Annotated in this window: 20 protein-coding genes; 9 read left to right on the top strand and 11 right to left on the bottom strand. The window is 62.4% G+C overall.

Going from position 1 to position 24,164, the window contains the following annotated elements:
- Positions 1 to 101 precede the first annotated feature (101 nt).
- Genes EJ576_RS27500 through EJ576_RS27485 form a run of 4 tightly spaced genes read left to right on the top strand, consistent with a single transcriptional unit; the run spans position 102 to position 3,926 of the window.
- Positions 102 to 1,967: a phytase gene (locus EJ576_RS27500; protein WP_126571588.1), complete on the top strand. Its 1,866-nt coding sequence runs from the start codon at positions 102 to 104 to the stop codon at positions 1,965 to 1,967.
- 46 nt (positions 1,968 to 2,013) lie between these two features.
- Positions 2,014 to 2,706, top strand: coding sequence for a protein TolQ (tolQ, locus tag EJ576_RS27495; protein ID WP_038846126.1), 693 nt, complete (start codon positions 2,014 to 2,016; stop codon positions 2,704 to 2,706).
- A gap of 15 nt (positions 2,707 to 2,721) precedes the next feature.
- Positions 2,722 to 3,168 (top strand): protein TolR, encoded by a 447-nt coding sequence (tolR, locus tag EJ576_RS27490; protein WP_028616642.1) that lies wholly within the window; start codon positions 2,722 to 2,724, stop codon positions 3,166 to 3,168.
- Positions 3,165 to 3,926 (top strand): energy transducer TonB, encoded by a 762-nt coding sequence (locus EJ576_RS27485; protein WP_126571587.1) that lies wholly within the window; start codon positions 3,165 to 3,167, stop codon positions 3,924 to 3,926. Before tolR ends, EJ576_RS27485 begins: the two co-directional genes overlap by 4 nt.
- Before the next feature lie 7 nt (positions 3,927 to 3,933).
- Here the strand turns inward: EJ576_RS27485 and EJ576_RS27480 are convergent, their stop codons facing one another.
- The 6 genes from EJ576_RS27480 to EJ576_RS27455 form a co-directional block, all read right to left on the bottom strand.
- Positions 3,934 to 4,875, bottom strand: a complete 942-nt coding sequence (locus tag EJ576_RS27480; protein ID WP_126571586.1) for a D-isomer specific 2-hydroxyacid dehydrogenase family protein — start codon at positions 4,873 to 4,875, stop codon at positions 3,934 to 3,936.
- Positions 4,872 to 6,050 carry an acyl-CoA dehydrogenase family protein gene (locus EJ576_RS27475; protein ID WP_126571585.1) on the bottom strand — a complete coding sequence of 393 codons (1,179 nt, stop codon included), beginning with the start codon at positions 6,048 to 6,050 and terminating at the stop codon, positions 4,872 to 4,874. Before EJ576_RS27475 ends, EJ576_RS27480 begins: the two co-directional genes overlap by 4 nt.
- Positions 6,047 to 7,411: an LLM class flavin-dependent oxidoreductase gene (locus tag EJ576_RS27470; protein WP_126571584.1), complete on the bottom strand. Its 1,365-nt coding sequence runs from the start codon at positions 7,409 to 7,411 to the stop codon at positions 6,047 to 6,049. Before EJ576_RS27470 ends, EJ576_RS27475 begins: the two co-directional genes overlap by 4 nt.
- 12 nt (positions 7,412 to 7,423) lie before the next feature.
- Positions 7,424 to 8,377 (bottom strand): ABC transporter substrate-binding protein, encoded by a 954-nt coding sequence (locus EJ576_RS27465; RefSeq protein WP_028616637.1) that lies wholly within the window; start codon positions 8,375 to 8,377, stop codon positions 7,424 to 7,426.
- 89 nt (positions 8,378 to 8,466) lie between these two features.
- On the bottom strand, positions 8,467 to 10,050 hold the full coding sequence (locus EJ576_RS27460) for a rhodanese-related sulfurtransferase (protein WP_126571583.1): 1,584 nt from the start codon (positions 10,048 to 10,050) through the stop codon (positions 8,467 to 8,469).
- Positions 10,047 to 10,658 carry a cysteine dioxygenase gene (locus EJ576_RS27455; RefSeq protein WP_033897171.1) on the bottom strand — a complete coding sequence of 204 codons (612 nt, stop codon included), beginning with the start codon at positions 10,656 to 10,658 and terminating at the stop codon, positions 10,047 to 10,049. The genes EJ576_RS27460 and EJ576_RS27455 overlap by 4 nt, the downstream gene beginning before the upstream one ends.
- Before the next feature lie 217 nt (positions 10,659 to 10,875).
- Here EJ576_RS27455 and EJ576_RS27450 point away from each other — a divergent pair, with 217 nt between their 5' ends.
- Both EJ576_RS27450 and EJ576_RS27445 read left to right on the top strand, forming a co-directional pair.
- A complete protein-coding gene (locus tag EJ576_RS27450) occupies positions 10,876 to 11,781 on the top strand; it encodes a LysR family transcriptional regulator (RefSeq protein ID WP_123478564.1) in 906 nt (301 codons plus the stop codon).
- Between the two features lie 107 nt (positions 11,782 to 11,888).
- Entirely contained in the window at positions 11,889 to 12,683 is a 795-nt protein-coding gene (locus tag EJ576_RS27445) for a class II aldolase/adducin family protein (RefSeq protein WP_038846144.1), read from the top strand.
- A 40-nt stretch (positions 12,684 to 12,723) separates the two neighbouring features.
- On the opposite strand, the gene EJ576_RS27440 is transcribed toward EJ576_RS27445, so the two are convergent.
- From EJ576_RS27440 to EJ576_RS27425, 4 genes are all read right to left on the bottom strand, one after another.
- Entirely contained in the window at positions 12,724 to 13,806 is a 1,083-nt protein-coding gene (locus EJ576_RS27440) for an LLM class flavin-dependent oxidoreductase (protein WP_123478566.1), read from the bottom strand.
- A gap of 207 nt (positions 13,807 to 14,013) precedes the next feature.
- Positions 14,014 to 15,318: an ATP-binding protein gene (locus EJ576_RS27435; RefSeq protein WP_123478567.1), complete on the bottom strand. Its 1,305-nt coding sequence runs from the start codon at positions 15,316 to 15,318 to the stop codon at positions 14,014 to 14,016.
- On the bottom strand, positions 15,315 to 16,055 hold the full coding sequence (locus tag EJ576_RS27430; RefSeq protein ID WP_122728836.1) for a response regulator: 741 nt from the start codon (positions 16,053 to 16,055) through the stop codon (positions 15,315 to 15,317). Before EJ576_RS27430 ends, EJ576_RS27435 begins: the two co-directional genes overlap by 4 nt.
- A gap of 146 nt (positions 16,056 to 16,201) precedes the next feature.
- Positions 16,202 to 17,614 (bottom strand): PLP-dependent aminotransferase family protein, encoded by a 1,413-nt coding sequence (locus EJ576_RS27425; protein WP_122728834.1) that lies wholly within the window; start codon positions 17,612 to 17,614, stop codon positions 16,202 to 16,204.
- Positions 17,615 to 17,737: 123 nt separating this feature from the next.
- Between EJ576_RS27425 and EJ576_RS27420 the strand changes: the two genes are divergently transcribed.
- From EJ576_RS27420 to EJ576_RS27410, 3 genes are all read left to right on the top strand, one after another.
- On the top strand, positions 17,738 to 18,370 hold the full coding sequence (locus EJ576_RS27420) for a LysE family translocator (protein ID WP_122728832.1): 633 nt from the start codon (positions 17,738 to 17,740) through the stop codon (positions 18,368 to 18,370).
- Positions 18,371 to 18,450: 80 nt separating this feature from the next.
- Complete coding sequence (locus tag EJ576_RS27415) at positions 18,451 to 19,509, top strand: diguanylate cyclase (RefSeq protein WP_126571582.1); 1,059 nt, start codon at positions 18,451 to 18,453, stop codon at positions 19,507 to 19,509.
- A gap of 47 nt (positions 19,510 to 19,556) precedes the next feature.
- A complete protein-coding gene (locus EJ576_RS27410) occupies positions 19,557 to 20,786 on the top strand; it encodes a M20/M25/M40 family metallo-hydrolase (protein ID WP_126571581.1) in 1,230 nt (409 codons plus the stop codon).
- A gap of 294 nt (positions 20,787 to 21,080) precedes the next feature.
- Here the strand turns inward: EJ576_RS27410 and EJ576_RS27405 are convergent, their stop codons facing one another.
- Positions 21,081 to 24,164: an efflux RND transporter permease subunit gene (locus tag EJ576_RS27405; protein WP_126571580.1), complete on the bottom strand. Its 3,084-nt coding sequence runs from the start codon at positions 24,162 to 24,164 to the stop codon at positions 21,081 to 21,083.

Genomic DNA, 24,164 nt, shown 5'->3' with positions numbered 1-24,164 from the left:
ATGCAGACACCTCGTTGTTTCAGGCAGACCCCGTCGATGCCGTCGCAGGCATGCCCGCTCCCACAGTAGATCTCCAGTGTTTTCAAAGGATTTGTTTGTTCATGAGAATTTCCAAGTTGTATTTGCTGATCGCTCTAGCAACCTGTGGTCAAGCCATGGCCGCCGACCTGGCGCTGGTCCCTTGGGCGCCAAACCTGAATGCCGAAGCGGTGGCCTTCCTACCTGGCGGCACCCAGCGCCTGGCCGCCAGCACCCGCGACGGCCTGCAACTGCTCGACAGCAAAGGCGCGGAACTGGCCCGCTTCAAAGGCAGCTTCAGCAGCCTCGACACCCGTGCTGCCGGTGCCCAGACGCTCGTGGCCAGCCTCGACAACGACCGCCAACAGGCGCTGCTGATCAGCCTCGATGCGTCCACCAAGACCTTTGGCCAGCCCCTGTACGTGCCCACCCGCGACTACCCGGTGAACGGCCTGTGCCTGTATCGCGACGGGGCATCAAACCTGTTTGTGTTCCTGGTGGGCGAAGAGGGCAAGGGCGAGCAATGGCTGGTGGGCAATGGTTCGACGCTGTTAAGCAACCCTCAGCGCGTGCGCGGTTTGCCGCTGCCGCCGTCGGCACAGTTCTGCCAGGTGGATGACGCGACCCAACAGTTGCTGGTCAATGAAGAAAACGTCGGCTGGTGGGCCTACCCGGCACACCCTGAGGCGGATGTGAAACGCACCCCGCTGGCGCTGTTCGACAACCCTAAACGCGAGGCTGGCGCCATGGCGCTGGTGCCGGGCGGGGTGGTGACGCTGGATCCTAAGGCGGCCCAACTGCATCTGTTTCAGCAAACCGGCGAGCGCTGGGTTGAACAGGGCAGCCTGACGCTGGCGGGCTTGAAAGAACCGGAGCAACTGAGCGTCAGCGGCCAGCACGTGCTGGTGCGGGATGACGACACCGGCAGGCTCTACCAGGGCAAACTCGACTGGAAGGCAACGCCTGTGGCCGCCGAGCCGGTATTGCCGGAAGTCGCCGCCCTGCGCCAGACCGACCCGGTCGGTCGCCAGGGGGATGCGGCGGATGACCCGGCTATCTGGATTCACCCCGAACAACCCGCCAAAAGCCGCGTGCTCGGCACCAACAAAAAGCAAGGCCTGCTGGCCTATGACCTCGACGGCAAGCTGCTGCAGAAGCTGGCGGTCGGTCGCCTGAATAACGTTGACGTGCGCGCCAACTTCAAGCTCGGCGCGCAAACAGTCGACCTCGCCGTGGCGAGCAATCGCGATCACAACAGCCTGAGCCTGTTCAGCATCGACCGCCAGAGCGGCGAGTTGCGTGAAGCGGGTGAAGTGCCGACGCCGCTCAAGGAAATTTACGGCATTTGCCTATTCCAGCCCGCCAGCGGCGAGATCTACGCGATCGCCAATGGCAAGGACGGCACCTTCCTGCAATACCGCCTGAGTGCGCCGGACGGCCGGGTGCAGGGCGAACTGGTGCGCCAGTTCAAAGTCGACAGCCAACCCGAGGGCTGCGTGGCCGATGACCAGCGTCAGCGCTTGTTCATCGGTGAAGAAGATGTCGGCGTCTGGGCGGTGGATGCCCGCGCCGACCAACCCGCCACGCTCACCAGCGTGATCAAGGTCGGTCCGCAGTTGCATGCGGATGTCGAGGGCTTGGCGTTGTACCAGAGCAAGGAACGCGACTACCTGGTGATCTCCAGCCAGGGCAATGACAGCTACCTGGTGTTGGATGCCGAGCCGCCGTTCGCCACCCACGGCGCCTTTCGTGTCGGCCTGAACGCGGCAGCGGGGATCGATGGCGCTTCGGAAACCGACGGTCTGGAAGTGACTGCCATGAACCTCGGCGGGCCCTGGAGCAAGGGCATGTTGGTGGTGCAGGACGGCCGCAAGCGCATGCCCGAGCAGACCCAGAACTTCAAGTTCGTGCCGTGGGCCGAAGTGACCCGCGCACTTGAATTGCCGTAGTCGTCATCACCCGGTCATCACTTTTTAATCGAATAGGAACTTAACCATGCACGCGACGATGGAACATATGACGATCTGGGGTTTGATCAGTGACGCCAGCCTGTTGGTCAAGGCCGTGATGGTCACGCTGCTGCTGGCGTCCTTGCTCAGTTGGTACCTGATCATCCAGCGCGCCAGCGTATTGCGCCGCCTGGAGCGCCAGTTGAAGGGTTTTGTACTGCGCTTTCGTAGCGCTGCGGACTTGCAGCCGCTGTACCGCGAAACCGTGCAAGCGGGCGAGGGCGGCATTGCGCCGATCTTTATCGCGGGAGTGCAGGAATACCAGCACCTGCAGGGCCACGATCCGGCCGTGCTGGAAGGGGTCGAGCGCGCCTTGCAGGTGGCGATCACCGAGCAGGAAATCGAGCTGGAAAAGGGCCTGCAGTTCCTGGCGACCGTGGGTTCGGTCAGCCCCTATATCGGCTTGTTCGGCACCGTGTGGGGCATCATGAATTCTTTTATCGGTTTGTCTCAGGTGCAGCAGGCGACGTTGTCGACGGTAGCGCCGGGCATTGCCGAGGCACTGATCGCCACTGCCATCGGCTTGTTCGCGGCCATCCCGGCGGTGATCGCCTATAACCGCTTCGCGGCACGTGGCCAGACACTATTGACCCGCTACTACGCCTTCGGCAACGAACTGCAAGTGCGCCTGCACCGCACCTTGCGCGGTACGCCGATCAACCTGGCCGTGGCCGCCTGAACAAGGAGCAAACCGATGTTGACCAGGCCGCAACGCAAGCACGGGCCCAAGGCCGAGATGAACGTGGTGCCCTACATCGACGTGATGCTGGTGCTGCTGGTGATCTTCATGGTCACCGCGCCGATGCTGACCCAAGGCGTAAAAATCGAGCTGCCCAAAGTCGCCGCCGAGGCACTGGCCACCGATACGCGCCAGCAGATCCTCACGCTGTCGGTGAAGGCTGACGGCGGCTACTACTGGAACCTGGGCGGCGAACTCGATACCACGCACCAGACCGACAGCGCCGTGACCCTGGATGAAATGGGCGTCAAGGTCATGCAGGTGGTGGCGGCGCGCAGCGATACCCAGGTGTATATCCGCGCCGACGACAGCGCTGGCTACGGCCGGGTCGTGGCAGCCATGGCGGTGTTGCAGAAGGGCGGTGTCAGCAATCTGGGGTTGGTGACCGAGGCCCCGCAATGACGGCAATGATCATGCACAGTCCGATGCTCGCAGTGGGGCCTGGGGGGCCTTCCGGGTTCTGGAGAAACAGCGTGGCGGCCAGCCTCGCGGTGGCGCTGCATGTAGGCGTGCTGGCGGTGTTGATGCTGGGTGGGTCGACAGATAAGCCGCAGGTGGAAACGCCGAGGGTGATGCATACCCAGTTGGTGATGGTGCCGCCGACGCCCGCTCCCGTGCCTGAGCCGGTGGCCGTCGCAGCGCCTGCGCCGGAGCCTGTGGTCGCTCCCGTGCCGGCGAAACCGGTGATCGATCCACAGATCCAGGCACAAAAACTGGAAAAAGCCGCATTGGCGCGCAAGCGGGTCGAGGAAAAGAAGCTGGAGCAGCAACAGGAGCGCCTGGTCACTGAACAGCGCAACCGCGAGCTGGAGCAGCAGCGTCTGGCCCAGGAGCGCCTCGCCGCTGAACGTGCGCGCCCTGCAGCACCGGTCGCCGCGCCGGCCTTCGATAGCCGTCAGTACCAACCCTTGAGCAAAGAGGCGCCGGACTATCCGGAGCGTGCCCTGGACAAAAACATCGAAGGCGATTGTTCAGTGGAGTACACCGTCAACACCCAAGGGCGTGTAGAAAACCCCAAGGTGCTGGACGGCTGCCATCCACTGTTCATGCGGCCTTCACTGGCGGCGGCGAATACCTTCCGCTACCAGCCGAGGATCGTCGATGGAAAACCCGTGCCGGTGCCGGCTGTGCGCAATACTTTCCATTACCGCATCAAGTAGACGGCGATCAATTGGCGCGGTTGTAGAGTTCGACATTGGCTACATACCGCGCCAGATTCGCCAAAAACGTATCGGCAATTTCTTCCTTGCTGTTGGTCGAAATGGCCGAGGTATGCGGAGATAGCTGCACACGCGGATGGGTATACAGCGGATGCCCGTCCGGCAACGGCTCCGGCTCGGTCACATCCAGCGATGCCAGGCCTATCCGCCCATTGTCCAGCGCTTCCAGCAGCGCCTCCTGATCCAGCAACCCACCCCGCGCAATATTGATCAGGTGCAGCCCCGGCTTGGCGCTACCCAGCACGTCACGGTTGATGAGCTGCCGCGTGGACTCGGTCAGCGGTGCCGCCACCACCAGGTGATCGGCGCGGGCGAACAGGTCGTGGATGTCCTTGGCGGCGTCCACGCCCGCGCTGAACGGCGCCTGGCTTTGGCGCAACGCTACGACCTTGATCCCCAGGGCCAGGGCTTTTTGCGCGAGGCGTTCGCCTATCGCACCAAACCCCAGGATGCCCAATGTGGTGCCCTTCAGCGGGCGCAACGCGGTGAAATTCCACTGCGAATCCTTTACCCAGATGTCCGGCAAATGCTTGGCGGCGGCAAAGATCGCGGCCAAGGCAAACTCGGCCAGGTTGTCAGCGGCACTGCCACGGGAGGTGGTCACCGGCGGGCCGTTGAACAGCCATTGCGGGTAGAAATCGATGCCCGACGACACCAGATGCACCCATTGCGCGCCGTAAGGCCAACCCGGTGGCGGCGTGTCCGGCGCGGTGTAGCCGCGCACGTTGATCGGGCGCAGCAGCAGGATATTCGCCTGGGGCGGCAGGTCGCTCGGTACGCCAACGGGGACGTCGATCACCTGGGCGTCGGGATGGATCTTTGCCAAGCGCTCGCGAATCACTTCATTGAAATCTTCGTCCAGCTGGCTGGCGACAATCACCTGACTCATGTGCGTTCCTTCTGGCGTTGGGCGAAGACGGCTTTGCCGACGCCTTGCAATACGGCGTCGTTCTGCGGGGTATGCACGCGGCTGCACAGCACGTCGCGGTAATGCCGTTGCAACGGGCTATGGCGCGACAGGCCGGGGTTGCCCGAGGCTTCGATGGCCAGCTCCACGGCGCGGATCGCGTTGTGGGTCACCAGGTACTTCAACTGCGCCGCATGGGCGGCCGGGGTGTGGCCTTCGGCGGCAGCATCAAGCAGGCTGCGGTTGGCGAACAGTAGGGTGTCGATATGGCCGACGGTTTCCTGGAAACGCGGCAAGGTCGACAGCGCAGCGCCGAGGTTGGACGGCGCGCGTTCTTCCAGCCAGTTCACCAGCCAGTCCCGCGCAGCCTGGGCCACGGCGTCGTATACCGAGGACAACAGCACCGACATCCACAGGAAACCTTCGCCATCCAGCTCCGGCGACGGGGCGCTCCAGGGGCTTACGCTGACGGCGTGGTCCAGCGGCACCAGCACGTTGTCGAGCACCACTTCATGGCTGCAGGTAGCACGCATGCCCAGGTGGTCCCAGGTGTCGATGATGGACACGCCGGGACTGTCCTTGGGCACCAGCCAGGCGCCTACCAGTGGGTCGGCATCGTCACTGCGGCCCCACACGCTGAACCAGCTCAGGCCGTGGCTGCCGGTGGAGTAGATCTTGCGGCCGCTGATGCGCCAGCCCTCCGCGGTGCGTACGGCGGTGGTCGCCGGCAGCCCGCCACGGGCCGGGGTGCCAAGGTCGGGTTCGACGCGCAGGGCGTTGATCAAGGCGCCGTTGCGCACGGCGTCTTCCGCCACTTGTGCGCGCAGGTGTGGCGGCCAGGTTTTGCTGTCTTGCAGGCGCGTGTGTTGCAGGTACTGCATCACCAGGATCAGCGCGGTGGACGGCTCGCCCTTGGCGATCGCACTGATCGCCTTGCGAGCCTGGGGCAGGCTCGCGCCGCCGCCGCCCAGGGCCTTGGGCACGGTGAGGGCGACCAGGCCATGTTGGTGCAGCAACTGGAAGTTGGCATGGGGGAAGGCGCCGCTCTCGTCATAGACGTGTGCGGTGCTGGCCAGCTCGGTGGTGAGGCGTTCGAGCAGGGCGTCGAAATGGGCGACTTCCACGGAGCGTAGGGAAGGGTGCGAGGATTGGCTCATGCCAGCGCCTGCTGCTGCGCTTCAACCTCGACGGCGACGCTGTAGCGGTTGGCCGGCACGTCCAGGCCCAGGTTGTCGCGTAGCGTTTGGCCGCTGTATTCGGTGCGGAACAGGCCGCGTTGCTGCAGCACCGGCACCACCAGTTCGGTGAAATACTGCAAGCCATCCGGCAGTACCGAATTGATGATGAAACCATCGCTGGCGCCGGTTTCGAACCAGGTCTGGATCGCGTCAGCGACTTGCTCCGGGGTGCCGACAAAATCACGTTTTGGCCGCGAAAAACGCAGGGCCACTTCACGCAATGTCAGGCCTTCGTCCTTGGCCAATTGCTTGATGCGGTCGGAACCGCCTTTCTGGCTATTGGAACCCAGGTCACCGAGTTCGGGGAAGGGTGCGTCCAGCGGGTATTGACTAAAATCGTGGTCGTTGAATGGGCGGCCGAGGGCGACGATTGCATCTTCCACGGTGACCAGGTCCACGGCCTGCTGATAGCGGCTTTCCACTTCGGCCTCATCGCGGCCAACAATCGGGCGGATACCCGGCAAAATCGACAGGCTGTCGGCGTCGCGGCCAAACCCTTTGGCGCGGCGCTTCAGGTCTTGGGAATAGGCCAGGCCTTCCTCGATGCTGTCCACATGCACAAAGATCGCGTCGGAGTTTTCTGCGGCGAAGTTGCGTCCATCTTCGGAGGTGCCCGCCTGGAAAATCACTGGCTGGCCCTGACGCGAACGCGCGATGTTCAGTGGGCCTTTCACCGAGAAGAACTCGCCCTTGTGGTTCAGCGCATGCAGCTTGCTCGGGGTGAAAAATTCGCCGGATTGCTTGTTGTAGGCAAAGGCGTCGTCTTCCCAGGAATCCCATAGGCCCCTGACCGCGTTCACGTGTTCCTTGGCGATGCGGTAGCGCACGGCATGGGGCGGATGCTCGGCTTTGCCGAAGTTGTCGGCGGTGCCGCTCAACCAGGAGGTGACCACGTTCCAGCCGGCGCGGCCGTCGCTGATATGGTCCAGGGACGAGAACTGGCGCGCCACCTGGTAGGGCTCGGTGTAGCTGACGGTCACGGTCGCCACCAGGCCGATGTTCGTGGTGATTGCCGCGAGCGCCGAGAGGATGGTCAGCGGCTCGAAACGGTTGAGGTAATGCGGGCTGGATTTGGCGTGGATATGCAGGCTGTCGGCGATGAACACGAAGTCGAACTTGGCGGCTTCGGCCAGTTCAGTCTGCTGTTTGTAGAAGCCAAAGCTGGTGCTGGCGTTGGGTTGGGCGTTCGGGTGTCGCCATTCGCCCCAGCCGTGACCGACGCCGTGGACCATTGCACCCAATTTTAAATGGCGTGGTTTGAATTGACGTGGCTTGCTCATGTTCTGCTCCTATTAGCGCGAGGCTTGGGAAAGGGGGGCACGCTTGGCGTTGAAGCTCTTGTCGAAGCCCTGTGACACGTCGATATGCGTGAGCAGCAGGCCTTCTTTCTGGTAGGTGTCGGCGGTCGCTTGCAGGCCGCTGATGACCGCGTCGTCGATGGCGACCGGTGTCAGGTGGGTGTCCTTGGCGACTTCCACATGCACTGCCAGCGGCAGGCCGGTGATCTTGGCCTGGGCGGCCGCGTATTCATTGGGGTGCACGTTGGCCCAGGCATAGGCGCGGTCGAGACGGGCGACAAAGTCATCCAGTTGCGGGCGCTTGTCGGCGATGGCCTGGCTGGTGGCGGCGAGGTACAGGTGATTGCTTAGCAGCTTGTTGCCGCTGATCAGCACGCGGGCCTGGCTTTGCGAGGTGACCACGGTGGTGTACGGGTCCCAAGTGGCCCAGGCGTCGGCGGTGCCGTTGTCCAGCACCAGGCGCGACTCGCTCGGCAGCAGGAAAATGAACTGCACGTCCTGGGAGGTCAGCCCGGCGGTGGCCAGGGCCTTGATCGCCAGGTAATGGCCGATGGAGCCACGCCCGGTGACAATCTTCTTACCCTTGAGGTCGGCGACAGTCTTGATCGGTGAATCCTTGGGCACCACCAGGGCGGTGGTGTTACGCCCTTCGGAGTGAATGATGCTGACCACCTTGAGCGACGCACCGGCCCCCAGGGCGAACACGTAGGGCGCGTCACCGAGGGCGCCGATGTCCACGGCCCCGGCGTTCAAGGCTTCACCCAGGGGCGAGGCCGAAGGGAACTCCGACCAGCGGATTTCGTAGGGCACGTTTTTCGATTCGCCGGAGGCTTCCAGCAGCGCCTTGATGGTGGATTTCTGATTGGCGACCCGCAAGGGTTGCAGGTCGTCGGCGTAGGTGATGCCCGATAGTAGAGCGATCAGCAGGAGGGGCAGGGTCAGACGCATAAGAGAGGCTCCAGGCTAAGGGTTAGGTTGCAGTCGCCTCCGCCTGGAGAAGGGGTCGGCTGTTGTGAAGGCCCGGCAAGGGCATACCGTCAGATCACATAGAAACCATGGGTGCCGTCGCGCGCCAGTTGGTCGACCAGGCCGAATTCCCAGTCCAGATAGGCCTGCATGGCTTCCTTGGGGTTGTCGGTGCCTTCGTACGGGCGGCGGTAGCGGTCGATGCGCGGTGAGGCCAAGTGAGTTTCACCTTCTTCCAGCGGCAGTTGCGCGTTGATCCAGCCGGCGGTGCCGTCCTGTAACAGGAACACCTGCTTGCCGGTGATGGCTTCGACTTCCGCCACCGCCAGGCGCGCCAATTGGCTGCTGCCGCAGGTCAGCACGTAGCGTTGAGCGGCAGGCACTTTGGCCAGGGCCTGGGGTAGCTGTGCACGCAGCGCCCACCAGGCACCGGGGATGTGACGTTTCACGTAGTTGGCGCTGGCGGTGAAGTCCAGCACCACGGTGTCGCCATGGCTGAGCCAGTCGGCGAGGGTGTGCGGATTGATCAGCTCGGCTTGGGCGGGCGTCGGCACCGGCGCGATCCAGGCGCCTTTCTCGCTGAAGTGCGTGGGTTGCAGGTTATCCAGTACGTAAACTTCCCAACCCAACTGGGCCAGCCAGGAGGCGGACATGTTGGCGCGCACGCCGTCGTCATCCGCGAGTACCAGTCGCGCGCCACGCACACTGGCGACGTGGTCGGTCTCCTGCACCAACTGACCGCCTGGCGTGGAGCGCGCGCCCGGCAGATGCCCCGCTTCGAATTCTTCCGGCGTGCGCACATCGAACAGGTAGGTGGTACGCGTCGGTTCCTGCTGCCAGGCGTGCAGATCGGCCAGGGTGGCGCGGCCCACGCGGGCCTTGTCGGCAACCCGCCGGGCATCGGCGGCGGCGACCTGGCGATGCTCTTCCGAGGTCGGCGCAAAACGGCGCGACTGGCCGTGGGCAAGTTTCTGCCCGGCCAGGGTCCAGCCAATGGTGCCGTTGCGTAGCGCCGACACCGGGTTGGCCACGCCGGCATTGATCAGCGACTGGGTGCCGATAATGCTGCGGGTGCGCCCGGCGCAGTTGACGATGATGCGGGTGGCCGGGTCCGGCGCCAGCTCGCGGGCGCGCAACACCAGCTCGGCACCGGGCACGCTGATGCCGGTTGGAATACTCATGGTCTGGTATTCGTCGAAACGCCGCGCGTCGAGCACCACCACATCGGCCTGGCTGTCGAGCAGGGCCTGTACTTCTTCAGCGGCCAGTGACGGTGTGTGCCGCTCGCTTTCCACCAGTTCACCAAACGCCTTGCTCGGCACGTTCACGTCGATGAACAGCTCGCCACCGGCCTTGCGCCAACCGTCCAACCCGCCTTCAAGCAGGCTGACCTGTGTGTAGCCCAAGGCGATCAGACGCTCGACAGCACGGGCCGCCAGGCCTTCGCCGTTGTCGTAGACGGTGACCTGGGTGTCACGCCGTGGAATGCGTGAATACACCTCCAGTTCCAGTTTGGACAGCGGTATGTTCGCGGCGAACAGCGGGTGGGATTCGGCAAACGGCGCCTCTTCGCGCACGTCGATCAGGGCGACTTCTTGATGGTCCAACAGGGCCTGGCGAAGCTGGGCAAAGCTGCGGGTGGATGCGGTGGTCATAGGGCAGGGCTCTTTTCTTTGGACAAATCCCAGATATTCGGGAGGAAGGCGTTGGAATAACCGGAGATAAACAGTTTTTCGCTGCCGTCGGGCTGGTACACCGCCCGGCGCACCGCACCGATGTTGGCGCCGTACACATGGATGCTGATGGACACCTGGTCGCTGTGGGCATTGCTGACTTGGTGGATGTCACCGACCTTGGGCGACACGGCTTCAACCTGGCCCGGCACCAACTGGATCGGTTTGCCTTCAGCCACCAGGCGGCCATCCGGCGCGCGCTCGAAGCCTTGGGAAAATTCGGCACCGCGCAGCATGCCGATCAGGCCCCACACCCGATGGTCATGAATCGGCGTGCTTTGGCCCGGCCCCCACACAAAACTGACGATGCTGAAGCGCTGGCGCGAGTCGGCGTGCAGCAAAAATTGCTGATAACGCTCGGGATCGGGCTGGGCGAACGCATCGGGGAGCCAGTCATCATGGCTGACCAGTTGCGCCAGCAGTTTGCCGCCCCGGTGCAACAGGTCGCCTTCGCGTGGATTGCCGTCGATCAATTCCGCCAGGGCGCCGATGAAGGCTCTGAGTCTTTCGGGGTGCTTGGCCTGGGTCATGACAATTCCATGGTGTGGTCGGTGGTGATGGGTTTATCTAAGCATAATGTTTATAGTTAATATGCTATTTTTTAATGATTAGCTTATAGCTGAAGGTAATTTAGAACCGGTCTGAATAGCGTTAGACGTTATCGATCACAGCGCGGACTATCCAGATAGCTTTCCTGCAACTATGCTTCGCACACATCTTAATGACTGTTCTCTATGTGCGGCCCAAATGAAAATTGACGATATCGATGCCTTTGTCGAAGTGATTCGTTGCCAGTCCATTAGCCATGCCGCTGAGTCGTTGCAACTGACCCAACCGGCCATTACCCGCCGTGTGCAGAACTTCGAGCAGGCGCTGGGCGTGGAGCTCTTCGACCGTAATACCAAACCCCTCAAGCCTACGCTGATCGGTACCCGCGTCTACGAGCAGTGCCGGCTGATCCTGCGCGAGATGGATGCCCTGCGTGAGCTGGTGGCCACCGACGCACCACCCACCGGCGTGCTGCGCCTGGGTGTACCGCAGACCATTGGCGATGTGGTGCTGCTGGATGCGCTCAAGCTCCTGCGTACCGAATACCCGGACCTGCGCGCCCAGGTCGCCACGGGCTGGGGCAGCCAATTGGTCGGCAAGATCGAGCGCGGCGAGTTGGATGCGGCTGCGGCGTTGTTCCCGGCGGGCAAGATCTTCCCGGACAACATCATCGGCGAGTCCATCGGCAAGATGGAACTGGTGGTGGTGTGTGCCAAGGCCCAACTGCCGAAGAAGCCCTGCAAGCTGGCGGATGTGTACCAGAACGGCTGGATTCTCAACCCGGACGGTTGCGGTTTCCGCGCAGGCTTGCAGCGGACCTTGTCCGACCAAGGGCTGGCATTGCGGGTGAACCTGGAGACTTTTGGCACTGAGCTGCAATTGGGCTTGGTGGCGGACGGCCTGGGCCTTGGCCTGGTGCCACGCCCGTTGCTGGAGCGCAGCGCCCATCGTGAGCATCTAGCGGTGGTGCCGCTCAAGGATTTCAAGCCGGTGATGGACCTGTGGCTGATCTATCCGCACTTCTTGGGTAACCTGCAGGGGCCGGTGGATGCGTTTGGCAAGTGGGTCGCGGCCTCGTTGCACAAGATCAAGGATGCAGCTTGATATGAAAAAAAATAATAATTAGCTTAGATTAAAATGTGCTTTTTATTATTTTTTTGCATCCCCTAGGCTTGCCTGGAAGTCCTTAAGGCCATCCAGGAAGTTTTGCCATGAGCAGCGTCACCTCGATTTCCAGCGTTTCCACTAATGTTCGCCAGCGCGTCACTCCGGAAGAATGGGAAGTGCGCGTCAAACTGGCCGCCGCCTATCGCCTGGCGGCCTTGTACAAGTGGACCGACCACATCTACACCCACTTCTCCGCCCGTGTACCGGGCCCCGACGAGCATTTCCTGATCAATGCCTTTGGGTTGTTGTTCGATGAAATCAGCGCGTCCAACCTGGTCAAGGTCGACCTCGATGGCACCATCGTCGACGACCCTACCGGCCTGGGCATCAACTACGCCGGCTATGTGATCCACAGCGCCATCCACGGTGCGCGCCACGACCTGCAAGCGGTGCTGCACACCCACACCCGTGACGGTATAGCGGTGTCGGCACAGAAGGATGGGCTGCTGCCGATTTCACAGCACTCCATTGGTTTCTCCGGGCGGGTGGCGTACCACGGGTATGAAGGCGTAGCCCTGGACCTGGACGAGCGTGAGCGCCTGGTCGCGGACCTGGGAGACAAGAGCGTGATGATTCTGCGTAATCATGGGTTGTTGACCGCAGGCGTCAGTGTCGAGCATGCGTTCCAGCAACTGCAGCAGTTGGAGCGTGCGTGCAATATCCAGGTCGCGGCGCAGGCGGCGGGGAATGCGGAGTTGATCTTCCCTCCGAGGGAGGTGGTGGAGAAGGTCGAGCAGCAGGCGAAGGTGTTTGCCAGTGGGGACGGTCCGGGTGTGGCGCGGCATTGGAATGCGTTGATCCGGCAGTTGGAGCGCAGTGATACCGACTACAAGAACTGAATCTTCAGTGGGGGAGTTGGCTAACCAACTCCCCTGGGGATCAAGCCACTTGCTGGGCCTGCTCGCGTTCAGCGATCAGTTGGCGAGTGAGGGGAATCAGGCGCTTGCCATAGTCGATGGCATCATTCAACGGATCAAACCCACGGATCAGGAACGTGGTGATCCCCAGATCGTAGTAATCCACCAACGCCTCTGCGACTTGCTCAGCGGTGCCTACCAGCGAGGTGGAGTTACCCTGTGCACCGAGCAACCCCGCAATCCCCGTCCACAAGCGCTTATCCAGGCGCGACCCCTGCGCCGCCGCTGCGAGCAACCGGCGCGAGCCTTCATTCGGCGGTTCGCGCCGCACAAAACCATTTTTCTCTGCCAGCTCGGTCGCCTGCTGCAAGATGCGCTCGGCCCGTGCCCACGCCAGTGCTTCGGTCTCGGCAAGGATCGGCCGCAGCGACAGGCTGAAGCGAATGGTGCGTCCATGCTTGGCCGCTTCGGCACGCACCAGATTCACTATCTCGCGCACTTGTTCGTAGGTTTCGCCCCACAGCGCATACACATCGGCGTGTTTGCCTGCCACTTCGATCGCGGCTTTGGACGAACCACCAAAATACAGCGGGATATGCGGCTGTTGCGGCGACTTCACCGTGGAGTGCGCGCCTTCGACCTGATAGTAGGTGCCCTTGAAGTCAAAAGGCTGTTCGCTGGTCCATTCCTGGCGCACCACGCTCAGGTATTCGTCGGTGCGGGCGTAGCGTTCGTCCTTGCCGATGTGGCTGCCGTCGGCGCGCAGTTCGCGGTCGTCGCCGCCGGTGATGATATGCACGGCCGTGCGCCCACCGTTGAACACATCCAGGGTGGCGAACTGGCGCGCAGCCAAGGTGGGCTGGGCGAAACCGGGACGGTGGGCGATTAAGAATTGAAGTTTTTGGGTCACGCTGGCGGCGTGGGAGGCGATCAGTGTGCTGTCCGGGCTGTTGGAGTGGAAGGCCACCAGTGCGCGGTCGAAGCCGGCGTCTTCGTGGGCGCGGGCCACGGTCTCTACGTAGTCGGGTTGCAGGGTAGGGCCGCTGCGCGGATGGATTTCGGAAGCGTGATGGCCGCCAATGTAGCCGATGAATTCAATGCTCATGGTCTGTCCTTGTGTCATGCGTGAGTGACACCTCCACCGGGCAGGGGGTCGGTTATTCGCCTCCAAAGTAGGTGGCGGGACCGGGGCTGTAAAATGCCGATTGGTTCTAACCTAATTATTAAAATGTTTAATCATGAGTTTGGCTGTATATCAATAATTTGCATCTGTGCACCGTCCGCATGCGTCGGCAACACCGGTCTCCTTGGCTTAAAGCCCCAAGCGTATCTCGGCACACAACCCACCTTGCGGCCGATTGCTCAAGGTCAGCGAACCGCCTATCGCCACGGCCAGTTGTTGTGCAATCGCCAACCCCAGTCCGGTGCCGCCGGTTCCGCGATTGCGTGAACTTTCGACGCGGTAGAATGGCTGCATCACCTGAACCAGTTCGTCTTCGGCAATCCCCGGGCCACGATCCAATACCTTGATCGACAATTCCCCGTCCGCCGTCGAGCCCACTTCCAATTCGGCACTGCCTGCAAACTTCAAAGCGTTGTCCACCAGATTCACCAGCACCCGGCGCAAGGCGTGGGGGCGCGTGTCGAACACGACGGCGCTTTTACCCGTGAGGCTGACCTGTTTGTGCATATCCTGGTAGTCGAACACCAGGCTGTCGAGGAAGGCGTCGAGATTGATCCGGTGGCTGGTTTCGGTCGCGCCGTGGACGCTGCGCGCATAGGCCACGCCTTCGCGCACCAGGTGTTCCATTTCGCCCAGGTCGCTCCAGAGCTTGTCGCGTTCGGCGCAGTCCTCCATGAGCTCGGCGCGCAGTTTCATGCGGGTGATCGGGGTTTGCAGGTCATGGGAAATCGCCGCCAGGATCTGCATGCGTTCCTTGAGGTACTCGGCGATGCGTTTTTGCATCTCGTTGAACGCGGCCGCGGCGTGGGCGACTTCGGTGGGGCCTTTTTCGTCCAACGGCGTGGGGTGGGCGTTGGGGTCGAGGGTTTCCACGGCGCGAGCCAGGCGGGTCAGTGGGCGGATGGCCAGGCGCACGGCGATCCAGGTGCAGCCCAGCAACAGTGCCAGTTGTAACACCAGCACCACCGGAAGCCAGTAGGCGACGGGCAGGGCGGCGGGGCGTACGTCGATCGTGATCGGGCTACCATCGGCCAGGGTCAGGTGCGCCTGGAAGTGTTTCTGCATGCCGGGAATGTCGCGGAAGGTCAGCGCGTAGTGTTCGCCCAGCGCGTCTGCGATGGAGGTGGCGGCCATGGGCACATCATCGCTGCTCATCGGTTCGCCGGTCATACCGGCGTTCAGCAGGTAGCGGTAGTTCTGCCGGTCGAGACGCGGCAACCAGCTGGCCCGTTCGTTGACCGGCAGTCGGTCGAGGATCGCCACCGAGGTGGACACATCGTTTTCCAGGTTGCCCAGCATGGCAGTGCGCGCACTGATGTAGCGCTCGTAGAACTGCGCACTGAAGGACAAGCCATGGGCACACAGCAGGCTGATCAGGAAGATCAGCGACAGTTGCGACGCCAGGGTGCGCGGCCAGCGAAACCTTGGACTCATTGCTTGGCCCCGAGGATTTCCACCGGCAGCGAGAACACGTAACCCTCGCTGCGCACGGTCTTGATGTAGGCCGGTTCGCGGGCATCATCCAGCAGGCGTTGACGCAGGCGGCTCACCAGCAGGTCGATGGAGCGGTCGAACAGGTCGGCATCGCGGCCTTGGGTCAGGTTGAGCAACTGGTCGCGGTTGAGCACGCGTTGGGGGTGGTCGAGGAACACCCGCAGCAAGCGATATTCGGCACCGCTCAAGGCCACCAGGGTGTCGTCCTCGTCAAGCAGGTGGCGGGCGGTGGTGTCCAGGCGCCAGCGGCCGAAACGGATCAGCCGTCCGGTTTCGCTGACCACCAGGTTCGGCGGTAGCATCCGTGTGCGGCGCAACACGGCGTTGATCCGCGCCAGCAATTCACGGGCGGCGAAGGGTTTGACCAGGTAGTCATCGGCGCCCATTTCCAGGCCGATGATGCGGTCGGTTTCATCGTTGCGCGCGGTGAGCATCAGTACCGGAGTGGCCTTGTGCTTGCCCACCCGCAGTTCGCGGCACAGCTGCAGGCCGTCGTCACCGGGCATCATGATGTCCAGCACGATCAGGTCCACGGGAGTGGTGTCGAGGAAGCTGCGCATCTGGCGGCCGTCGGCGACCACGGTGGTGCGCATGCCGTTTTTCTTCAGGTAGTTGCCTACCAGTTCGCGGATCTCCCGGTCGTCATCGACGATCAGGATGTGATCGACATGATCCATGCTGCCTTCCTCGTTAAATACTCATTGGGGCGCAGTCTAGCCATTGGCGACGCCCTTGCCTTGTACCCTTTGTATTCCAGTGTATCTGGCGATAAGCAGATACACGACGATGCAAAATGGCGGGTGCGACAGGCTATGTTCATCAGTCAAAGGGCGTGCGAAGCCTTGCCCAGCAGCGTTTCGAACAACCGCTGGACCTTTGCCTCATCACTGTGGGCCACGTTGAAACGCATCGAGTCACGCTGCGCCGGGTCATAGCCAAACAGCGCGCCGGGCGCCAGCACCATGCCCTGTTTTAATGCCGCCTGGGCCAACAGTTCGCCGTTGACCCCAGGCGGCAGGCGCGCCCAGATAAACATCCCGCCTTCGTAACCCATCGGCAGTTCACAGCCGCAACGCTTGAGCCATTGCTCCACGCGTCCACCGGCTTCCATCAAGCGCTGCACCATGCGCTTGCGGTGCTTGGCGTAGCTGCCTTCGCTGAGCATGCGGTACACGACTTGCTCGAACAGTTCGGACGTCACGCCGCCGCTCATCAGCTTCATGTTGGTGAGGTTGGCCGCCAGTTGCGGCGCGGCCACCACGAAGCTGACGCGGGCGTTGGCGCTGAGGATTTTGGAAAAGCCCGACAGGTAGGTGACCTGGTCCAGGCCGGCGAGGGCGGCCAGGCGCGGTGGCGGGTTGGGGTGCAGGTCGCCGTAGAGGTCGTCCTCGACGATATGGCAGTGGTACTGCTGGGTCAGTTGCAGCAGGCGGAACGCCTGGCCGGGGCTGAAGGAGTGGCCGGTGGGGTTGTGCAACACGCTGGTGGTCAGGTACAGGCGGGGGCGATGCTCGGCCAGCAGGTGTTCGAGGGCCGTGAAGTCAAAACCGTCGGGGCGCCGCGGGATCGTCACCACCTTGACCCCGTGCAGGGCCAGGTTGGCGTGGAAGTTGAAATAACAGGGTGCATCGAGCAGGACCGTATCGCCGGGACGTGCCAGCAGGCGCATCAGCATGTCCAGGCCTTGCACGGTGTTGGGGGTGGTGATGATCTGTTCCACGGACACCGACAGGCCCTCGCCATGCAGCTTCTGTTGCAGGGCCTGGCGCAACGGCAGCAACCCGGCCGGTGTGCCCAGGCTGGCGATGCGCAGTGACGGCGCCCGCACCACGCTGCGCAAGGTCTGGCGCAGGGCTTCGCTGTCCAGCCAGGATTCCGGCAGGTGGCCGCCGCCAGGGCGCAGGTCGCCGTTGGCCGCGGCCAAGGGGCGGCGCAATACGCTGAGCAGGTCTTGAGGCAGCAGGTCCACCCAGTTCGCGGCGGGCGGACGCACGGTCTCCATCGCCACGAAATAACCACGGCCCTGGCTGGAGGTAAGCAGGTTGCGGCCGCGCAGGCGGTCGAGGGCCTCATTGAGGGTGAACTTGCTCACGCCCAGGGTCTCGGTCAGTTCGCGTACCGACGGCAACTTGCTGCCGGGCGCCCATTCGCCGTTTTCGATGGCCTGGCTGAACGCCTCGACGATCTGTTGCACCTTGGGGGTGCCTTCTACAAAGGCGATGGCCGATACGAACACGTGATTTCCTTATCTTTGCTGGTGATTTTACCGGTAAAGTCAGGGCGGATTAGGCATCACTTTACCTGCCTTGCGCAATGCCAGCTGCCTAGACTGCGGGCTCTATCCTCAAGGTCCCCGGCCATGACAAGTGCGTTAACCCTTTCCTCGTTCCTGTATTTCCTGCTGTTTTGCGCCACCATGACGTTCAGCCCAGGCCCCATGACCCTGCTGCTGTTGAGCCTGGGCGTGCGTGACGGGCTGCGCCGTTCGATCCCGGCACAAATCGGCGCCAGTGTGTCGTACCTGATTTCGATCCTGATCTTTGCCGTGGGCTTTTCCGAATTGATCAAAGGCTATCCGGTGATCACCCAAGTGATCCAGGTGGTCGGCGTGGCGTACATCCTGCACCTCGCCTACAAACAGTGGACCAGCAGCGGCGTGGTGATCGAACGGATCGGCCATGTGGAAGCGGCGCGCAACCTGTTCGGCAAGGGCTTGCTGACCGGTTTTTCCAACCCCAAGACCCTCATCATGTTCAGCGCGGTATTCCCGCAGTTCGCCGGGACAGGAGAGCACAGTTCGACGATGGACATTGCCATCCTCGGGCTGACATTCCTGTTGCTGCAATTCGCTAGCGGCTGCCTGTATTGCTACTTCGGCCAGCGCATCAAGCATGTGTTGGAAAACCCCAAGCGCCGGGTGGTGTTGCAGCGGATCACGGCCCTGTTGCTGTTGGGCGTAGCACTGATGCTGGCGCGGGGTTTTGCCCACTGAGGAGTGAGCTTATGAGCGGTAGTGGCGATCTGCCGTTGCCCTGTTAGACTCCAGGCATTCCTCCAGGATCTCACCTCACCATGTCAGCTGCAGAGGGCACCGGACTTCCGCTCGCTTCACGGCTGTACAAATCCCGTACCCTTGGGCTGACGCTCGGTTTTGTCTGTGTGGTGTTCGGGATGTATCCCCTGGATCCCGCTGGATGGGTGTGGGCCTGGATGGTGATCAACGCCTTTGCCTGGCCGCATCTGGCTTTTCAGTTGACGCTGCGCAGCACCAACGCTCTGCGCAGCGAGCGGCGCAACCTGTTGTTCGATTCCTTTTGCGGTGGGTTCTGGGTGGGTGCCATGCACTTCAATCCGCTGCCCAGCGTGACTACCTTGTCGATGATGACGATGAACAACGTGGCCATCGGCGGTCCGCGCTTCATGCTGGCAGGGTGGGTGGCGCAGGCGCTGGGTATCGGCACCGCGTTACTGATCTTTGCACCCGCATTCATCGCCGTCACCTCTCAGGGGCAACTCTATGCTTGCCTGCCAATCCTGATGCTGTATCCGCTGGCGTTGGGCTGGATCTGTTATCGCCAGGCGGTGACACTGGCGCGGCACAAGCGCGAACTGCTGGCCCTGAGCCGCACCGACAGCCTGTCCGGCCTGCTCAACCATGGCGCCTGGAAGGACCATCTGGAAATCGAGTTCCAGCGCTGCCGCCGAGGTCCTGCCGGCGCCGCCATCGCGTTGATCGACATCGACCACTTCAAGACCATCAACGACACCTACGGCCATGTCACCGGCGATATCGTCCTGCGCCAGCTCAGCAAAGTGCTGCGCCAGAACCTGCGTGCCACCGACCTGGCCGGGCGTTACGGTGGCGACGAGTTCTGTGTGATCCTGCCCGACATGCCGCTCAACCGCGCCACTGAAGTGATGGATGCCCTGCGTGACCGCTTCAACGCCCTGGCCTACGCCCAGGACCCGACCTTGCGCGCCAGCTTGAGCATCGGCCTGGCGCCGTATCAACCGAGCCATGCCGACTCCACCCAGTGGCTGAACGATGCCGACCAGGCGTTGTACGAGGCCAAGAGCAGCGGGCGCAACCGTGTCAGCTCGGTACAGGGGAGTTGGTTGCGATCGATCTAGTGGAGTAGGGTGTGGCGGCACCTTTCAACAAAAACAAGGATCGGTTCATGCTCTTCACCTTCCCCCGTACCCTCCTGGCCGCCACCCTGGCCCTGTCCTTCGCCCTGCCGGCCTATAGCGCCGAACCCCATAAACAGATCCAGGCGCAATCCGAACAGTACAAGGCCGAGGCCCTGAAACTGCTGGAGCGCCTGGTGAATATCGACTCGGGCTCAGGCTATGAACCGGGCCTGACCCAAGTGCGCGACATTGCCGTGGGTGAGCTGAAACAGCTGGGTTTCTCCATTGAGTTGGTGCCGGACAAAGCGGCCAACAACAGCCACGTGGTCGCCACCCTCAAGGGCACCGGCAAAGCCAAGATCCTGCTGATGGCCCACATGGACACGGTGTTCAAGGAAGGCTCGGCCGCCGAACGCCCGTTCCACATCAAGGACGGCCGCGCCTACGGTCCCGGCGTGATGGATGACAAGGGCGGCATCGTCGCCGGCATCTATGCGCTCAAAGTCCTCAAGGACCAGGGCTTCAAGGACTACGCGCAGATCACCTTCCTGCTCGATGCCAGCGAGGAAACCGGCTCCGATGCCGCCTCCGACCTCATCCGCAAAACCGCCAAGGGCCACGACGTCACCCTCAACCTCGAACCCGGCCGCCCCGCCGACGGCCTCGTGGTGTGGCGCAAAGGCAGCGCCACCGCCGTGGTCGAAGTCAAAGGCAAAGCCGCCCACGCCGGCGTCGCCCCGGAACTTGGCCGTAATGCCGCCATGGAGGCCGCGCACCAGATCCTGCAACTGGGCAAGCTAGGGGATGAGGAGAAGAAAACCACCATCAACTTTACGGTGATCAAGGCGGGGGACCGTACCAACGTCATTCCTGACCAGGCCACTGCGAAGGCCGACGTGCGTGCGGCATTGCCGGAAGAGTTTGATCGCATCGAGAAAGACCTTGCGCGGGTCTCGGCGAACAAGCTCATCCCGGAGACCGAAGTGAAGACCAGCCTGCAGCGTGGGTTGCCACCGATGCCGCAAACGCCGGAGTCGGACAAACTGGTCGCGATCGCCCAGGGGATTTATGCGGAGTTGGGTAAGACGCTGACCATTGAAGGCAGCGGCGGGGCGGCGGATGCGAGTCTGTCGGCTGGGGTTGGGACGCCGACGTTGGATGGGTTTGGAATTGTTGGCGGGAATATTCATACGCCGGAGGAGTATGCGGAGGTGGAGAGTGTGGTGCCGCGGGTTTATTTGCTTAGTCGGATGATTATGGAGTTGTCGAAGCGGTGATTTTCCGGTGATTGACATCCTGTTGTTGTGAGCAGGTGTGGTGAGCAGGCTTGCCCTGCGCTGGGCTGCGTAGCAGACCTAGAACAGTCGATGCCGATTTGCCTGAAATCCCCATCGCCTGGATTGGGGCCGCTGCGCGAGCAAGCTCGCTCACCACAGGGGACTCCGGCGCCGACTCCCTGCGGCTGATGCCCAGAAAGCCAACGCACTCAATAGAAAATCCATCTGCAATCCCTCGCACTGTGTGATCAGTCGAGGGACTTTGCAGAGGTTTTCAGGTGATATCTGTAGAGCTTATCTCGCTGTTACGTGGGAGGTTTCAGCAGTTTTTGTGCGCGTTCGCCCCAGCACCAGACTGCACATCGCCGGCAAGAACAGTAGCGTCAACACCGTCCCCACCAACACCCCGCCAATCAGCACATAGGCGAGGGACGACCAGAACACCGACAACGTCAGCGGAATAAACGCCAGCGCCGCCGCCAATGCCGTGAGGATCACCGGCCTTGCACGCCGCACCGTGGCTTCGACGATGGCCTCTCGAATCGCCATGCCGTGCTCCTGGTTCTGGCGGATCTGGTCGGTAAAGATCAGTGTGTTGCGCATCAAGATCCCGCCAATCCCGATCAAGCCCAGGATCGCGTTGAAGCCGAACGGCTGGTTGAACAGCAGCAAGGTCGGCACCGCGCCGATCAAACCCAGCGGCGCCGTGGCGAAGACCATGAACATCACGCCGAATGAGCGTACCTGGAACATGATCACCGTAAGTGTCAGCAGGATCATGATCGGGAACAGCGCGGCCAGGGCGACGTTGGCCTTGGCGCTTTCTTCCACCGGGCCGCCGATGTCGATCTGGTAACCGGCGGGCAGCTTGGCGATCAGCGGTTGCAGGTCTTTGTACACGGCCATTTCCACGTCGGGCGGTTGCACGCCGTCGATGATGTCGGCGCGCACTTCCACGGTGGTCGCGCGGTTGCGGCGCTTGAGGATCGGTTCTTCCATCACCGCCTGGAAATGCCCGACCTGGGCCAATGGCACTGAGGTGCCGGCGCTGTTGGTCAGGGTCATGTTGTTGAGGTTGCCGAGGTCTTCACGTTGGCTGCCCTGGGCACGGGCGACGACGGAGACGGTGCGGTTGCCTTCACGCACTTCGGTGATCGGATTGCCGCTGAGCAAGGCATTGAGCTGGGACTTGACCTCATTGGGGGTGAAACCCAGCAGGCGCAGGCGGTCTTGATCCAATACCAGGCGATAGCCGCTGGTGCGCTCGCCCCAATCGAGGAAGGCGTCCTTGGTCAGCTTGTTGGCGGCGACGACTTTGCGCACGTCTTCGGAGACCCCGCGCAGCACGTCCACGTCAGGGCCGGACACACGGAACACCACGGGGAACGGCACGGGCGGACCGAACAGCAACTGCGTCACGCGCACCCGCGCCGCAGGAAACTCACCGGCGGCAATGCGTTCACGCATGCGCAGTTTCAAGGCGTCGCGAGCGTGGGAGTCCGGGGTCTGCACGATCAGCTTGGCAAACGCCGGGTCCGGCAGTTCGGGGTTCAGCGACAGGAAGAAACGCGGTGCGCCGCCGCCCACATAGGTGTCGACGATTGTGGTTTGCGGTTCTTGCAGCAGGGCTTTTTCCAACTGCGCGGCCACCGCTTCGGTGCTTTTGAAAGCGCTGCCGGGCGGCATGTACACCTCAAGAATCAGCTCGGAACGGTCGGAATTGGGGAAGAACTGCTTCTTCACCACGCCCATGCCCAGCACGCACAGCACAAACGCCGCCACCACCAGGCCGGTGACCAGCCAACGCCCGCGAACACACGCTTCGACCAATGCCCGCAGCTTCTGGTAGTAACGCCCGGCATAGATTGCGTCATGGCCGCCAGGCACCGGCTTGATCTGCGGCAGCAGTTTCACGCCCAGATACGGCGTGAACACCACGGCCACCAGCCAGGACGAGATCAGCGCAAAGCCAACGATCCAGAAGATGTTGCCGGCATATTCCCCGGCACCGGAGCGGGCAAACCCCACCGGCAGAAAGCCGATGATGGTGACCAGCGTGCCGGTCAGCATCGGCGCCGCCGTGGAACTCCAGGCAAAGGTGGCGGCGTGAATACGGTCGAAACCTTCCTCGAGCTTCACTACCATCATCTCGATGGCGATGATCGCGTCATCCACCAGCAAACCCAGGGAAATGATCAGCGCGCCGAGGGTGATGCGGTCGAATTCACGCCCGGTCAGCAGCATGATCACAAACACCACCGACAAGGTCAGCGGCACCGCTGCTGCCACCACCAGGCCCACACGGAAACCCAGGGCCAACAGGCTGATCACCATCACCACCGCGAGGGCGACGAAGAATTTCAGCATGAACTCATTCACTGCCAGGCTGATGTTCTTCGCCTGGTCGGAGACCTTGGCGAAGTTCACGCCCAGCGGCAAATCGGCCTGGATCCTGGCTTCCTGGGCCTTGAGGCTCTTGTCCAGTTCCAGGCCGTTCCAGTGTTTCTCCATGATCACGCCTAGCATCAACGCGGGGTCGCCCTGGTGACGGATGCGGTAGCTGGGCGGGTCTTCATAGCCTCGGATGACGGTGGCTACATCGGCGATGCGCAACACGCGGCCATTGACTTCCAGCGGCACGTTTTCGATCAGCGACAGGCTATCGAACGCACCGTCGATGCGGATGTAAGCGCGGGCCCCGGCGGTCTCGACGAAACCCGACGGCGCCACGGCGTTTTGTGCGGCCAATGCAGCAAAAATCTGATCCGGCTTGATGCCCAGGGTTGCCAGGCGCTCGTAGGAAAACTCCACAAACACCCGCTGCGCCTGTTCGCCAAGGATATTGACCTTCTTCACCCCCGGCAGGTTGAGCAAACCCTGGCGCAGGTCTTCGGCCATCTGCACCTGTTGCCGATGAGGCAGGTGTTCGGCTTCCAGAGCGTACAGCGCGAAATACACATCGGAATATTCATCGTTGAAGAATGGCCCGATCACACCCTTGGGCAGCTTCGCGGCTTCATCACTGAGCTTTTTACGGGTCTGGTAGAACAGGTCCTGGATTTCGCTGGGGCGCGTGGATTCCTTGTAGGTCATGCGCATCGACACGAAACCGGGTTGGGCGATGGTCTCGACGCGGTCGTAGTAGTCCAGTTCCTGCAAGCGTTTTTCCAGGCGGTCGGCCACCTGTTCCTGCATTTCCTGGGCAGTGGCGCCGGGCCAGGCGGCGGTGATGGTCATCACTTTGACGGTGAAGGAGGGGTCTTCCGCGCGTCCCAGTTTGCCGAAGGAGAAGATCCCGGCGGCGAGGATCGCGATGATCAGGAACAGGGTGACCGCGCGATGTTTGACCGCCAGTTCGGAGAGGTTGATACCGCGCAT

The organism is Pseudomonas sp. C 49-2, from assembly GCF_003970195.1.
GTDB classification, from domain to species: domain Bacteria; phylum Pseudomonadota; class Gammaproteobacteria; order Pseudomonadales; family Pseudomonadaceae; genus Aquipseudomonas; species Aquipseudomonas canadensis.
Note: the sequence above shows the minus strand (reverse complement) of the source record. Positions and strands in the feature narration are given on the sequence as shown.

Coding starts and splice junctions, on each gene's coding strand:
- EJ576_RS27500 (WP_126571588.1), top strand. CDS start 102: ATGAGAATTTCCAAGTTGTATTTGCTGATCGCTCTAGCAACCTGTGGT.
- tolQ (WP_038846126.1), top strand. CDS start 2,014: ATGCACGCGACGATGGAACATATGACGATCTGGGGTTTGATCAGTGAC.
- tolR (WP_028616642.1), top strand. CDS start 2,722: ATGTTGACCAGGCCGCAACGCAAGCACGGGCCCAAGGCCGAGATGAAC.
- EJ576_RS27485 (WP_126571587.1), top strand. CDS start 3,165: ATGACGGCAATGATCATGCACAGTCCGATGCTCGCAGTGGGGCCTGGG.
- EJ576_RS27480 (WP_126571586.1), bottom strand. CDS start 4,875: ATGAGTCAGGTGATTGTCGCCAGCCAGCTGGACGAAGATTTCAATGAA.
- EJ576_RS27475 (WP_126571585.1), bottom strand. CDS start 6,050: ATGAGCCAATCCTCGCACCCTTCCCTACGCTCCGTGGAAGTCGCCCAT.
- EJ576_RS27470 (WP_126571584.1), bottom strand. CDS start 7,411: ATGAGCAAGCCACGTCAATTCAAACCACGCCATTTAAAATTGGGTGCA.
- EJ576_RS27465 (WP_028616637.1), bottom strand. CDS start 8,377: ATGCGTCTGACCCTGCCCCTCCTGCTGATCGCTCTACTATCGGGCATC.
- EJ576_RS27460 (WP_126571583.1), bottom strand. CDS start 10,050: ATGACCACCGCATCCACCCGCAGCTTTGCCCAGCTTCGCCAGGCCCTG.
- EJ576_RS27455 (WP_033897171.1), bottom strand. CDS start 10,658: ATGACCCAGGCCAAGCACCCCGAAAGACTCAGAGCCTTCATCGGCGCC.
- EJ576_RS27450 (WP_123478564.1), top strand. CDS start 10,876: ATGAAAATTGACGATATCGATGCCTTTGTCGAAGTGATTCGTTGCCAG.
- EJ576_RS27445 (WP_038846144.1), top strand. CDS start 11,889: ATGAGCAGCGTCACCTCGATTTCCAGCGTTTCCACTAATGTTCGCCAG.
- EJ576_RS27440 (WP_123478566.1), bottom strand. CDS start 13,806: ATGAGCATTGAATTCATCGGCTACATTGGCGGCCATCACGCTTCCGAA.
- EJ576_RS27435 (WP_123478567.1), bottom strand. CDS start 15,318: ATGAGTCCAAGGTTTCGCTGGCCGCGCACCCTGGCGTCGCAACTGTCG.
- EJ576_RS27430 (WP_122728836.1), bottom strand. CDS start 16,055: ATGGATCATGTCGATCACATCCTGATCGTCGATGACGACCGGGAGATC.
- EJ576_RS27420 (WP_122728832.1), top strand. CDS start 17,738: ATGACAAGTGCGTTAACCCTTTCCTCGTTCCTGTATTTCCTGCTGTTT.
- EJ576_RS27415 (WP_126571582.1), top strand. CDS start 18,451: ATGTCAGCTGCAGAGGGCACCGGACTTCCGCTCGCTTCACGGCTGTAC.
- EJ576_RS27410 (WP_126571581.1), top strand. CDS start 19,557: ATGCTCTTCACCTTCCCCCGTACCCTCCTGGCCGCCACCCTGGCCCTG.
- EJ576_RS27405 (WP_126571580.1), bottom strand. CDS start 24,164: ATGCGCGGTATCAACCTCTCCGAACTGGCGGTCAAACATCGCGCGGTC.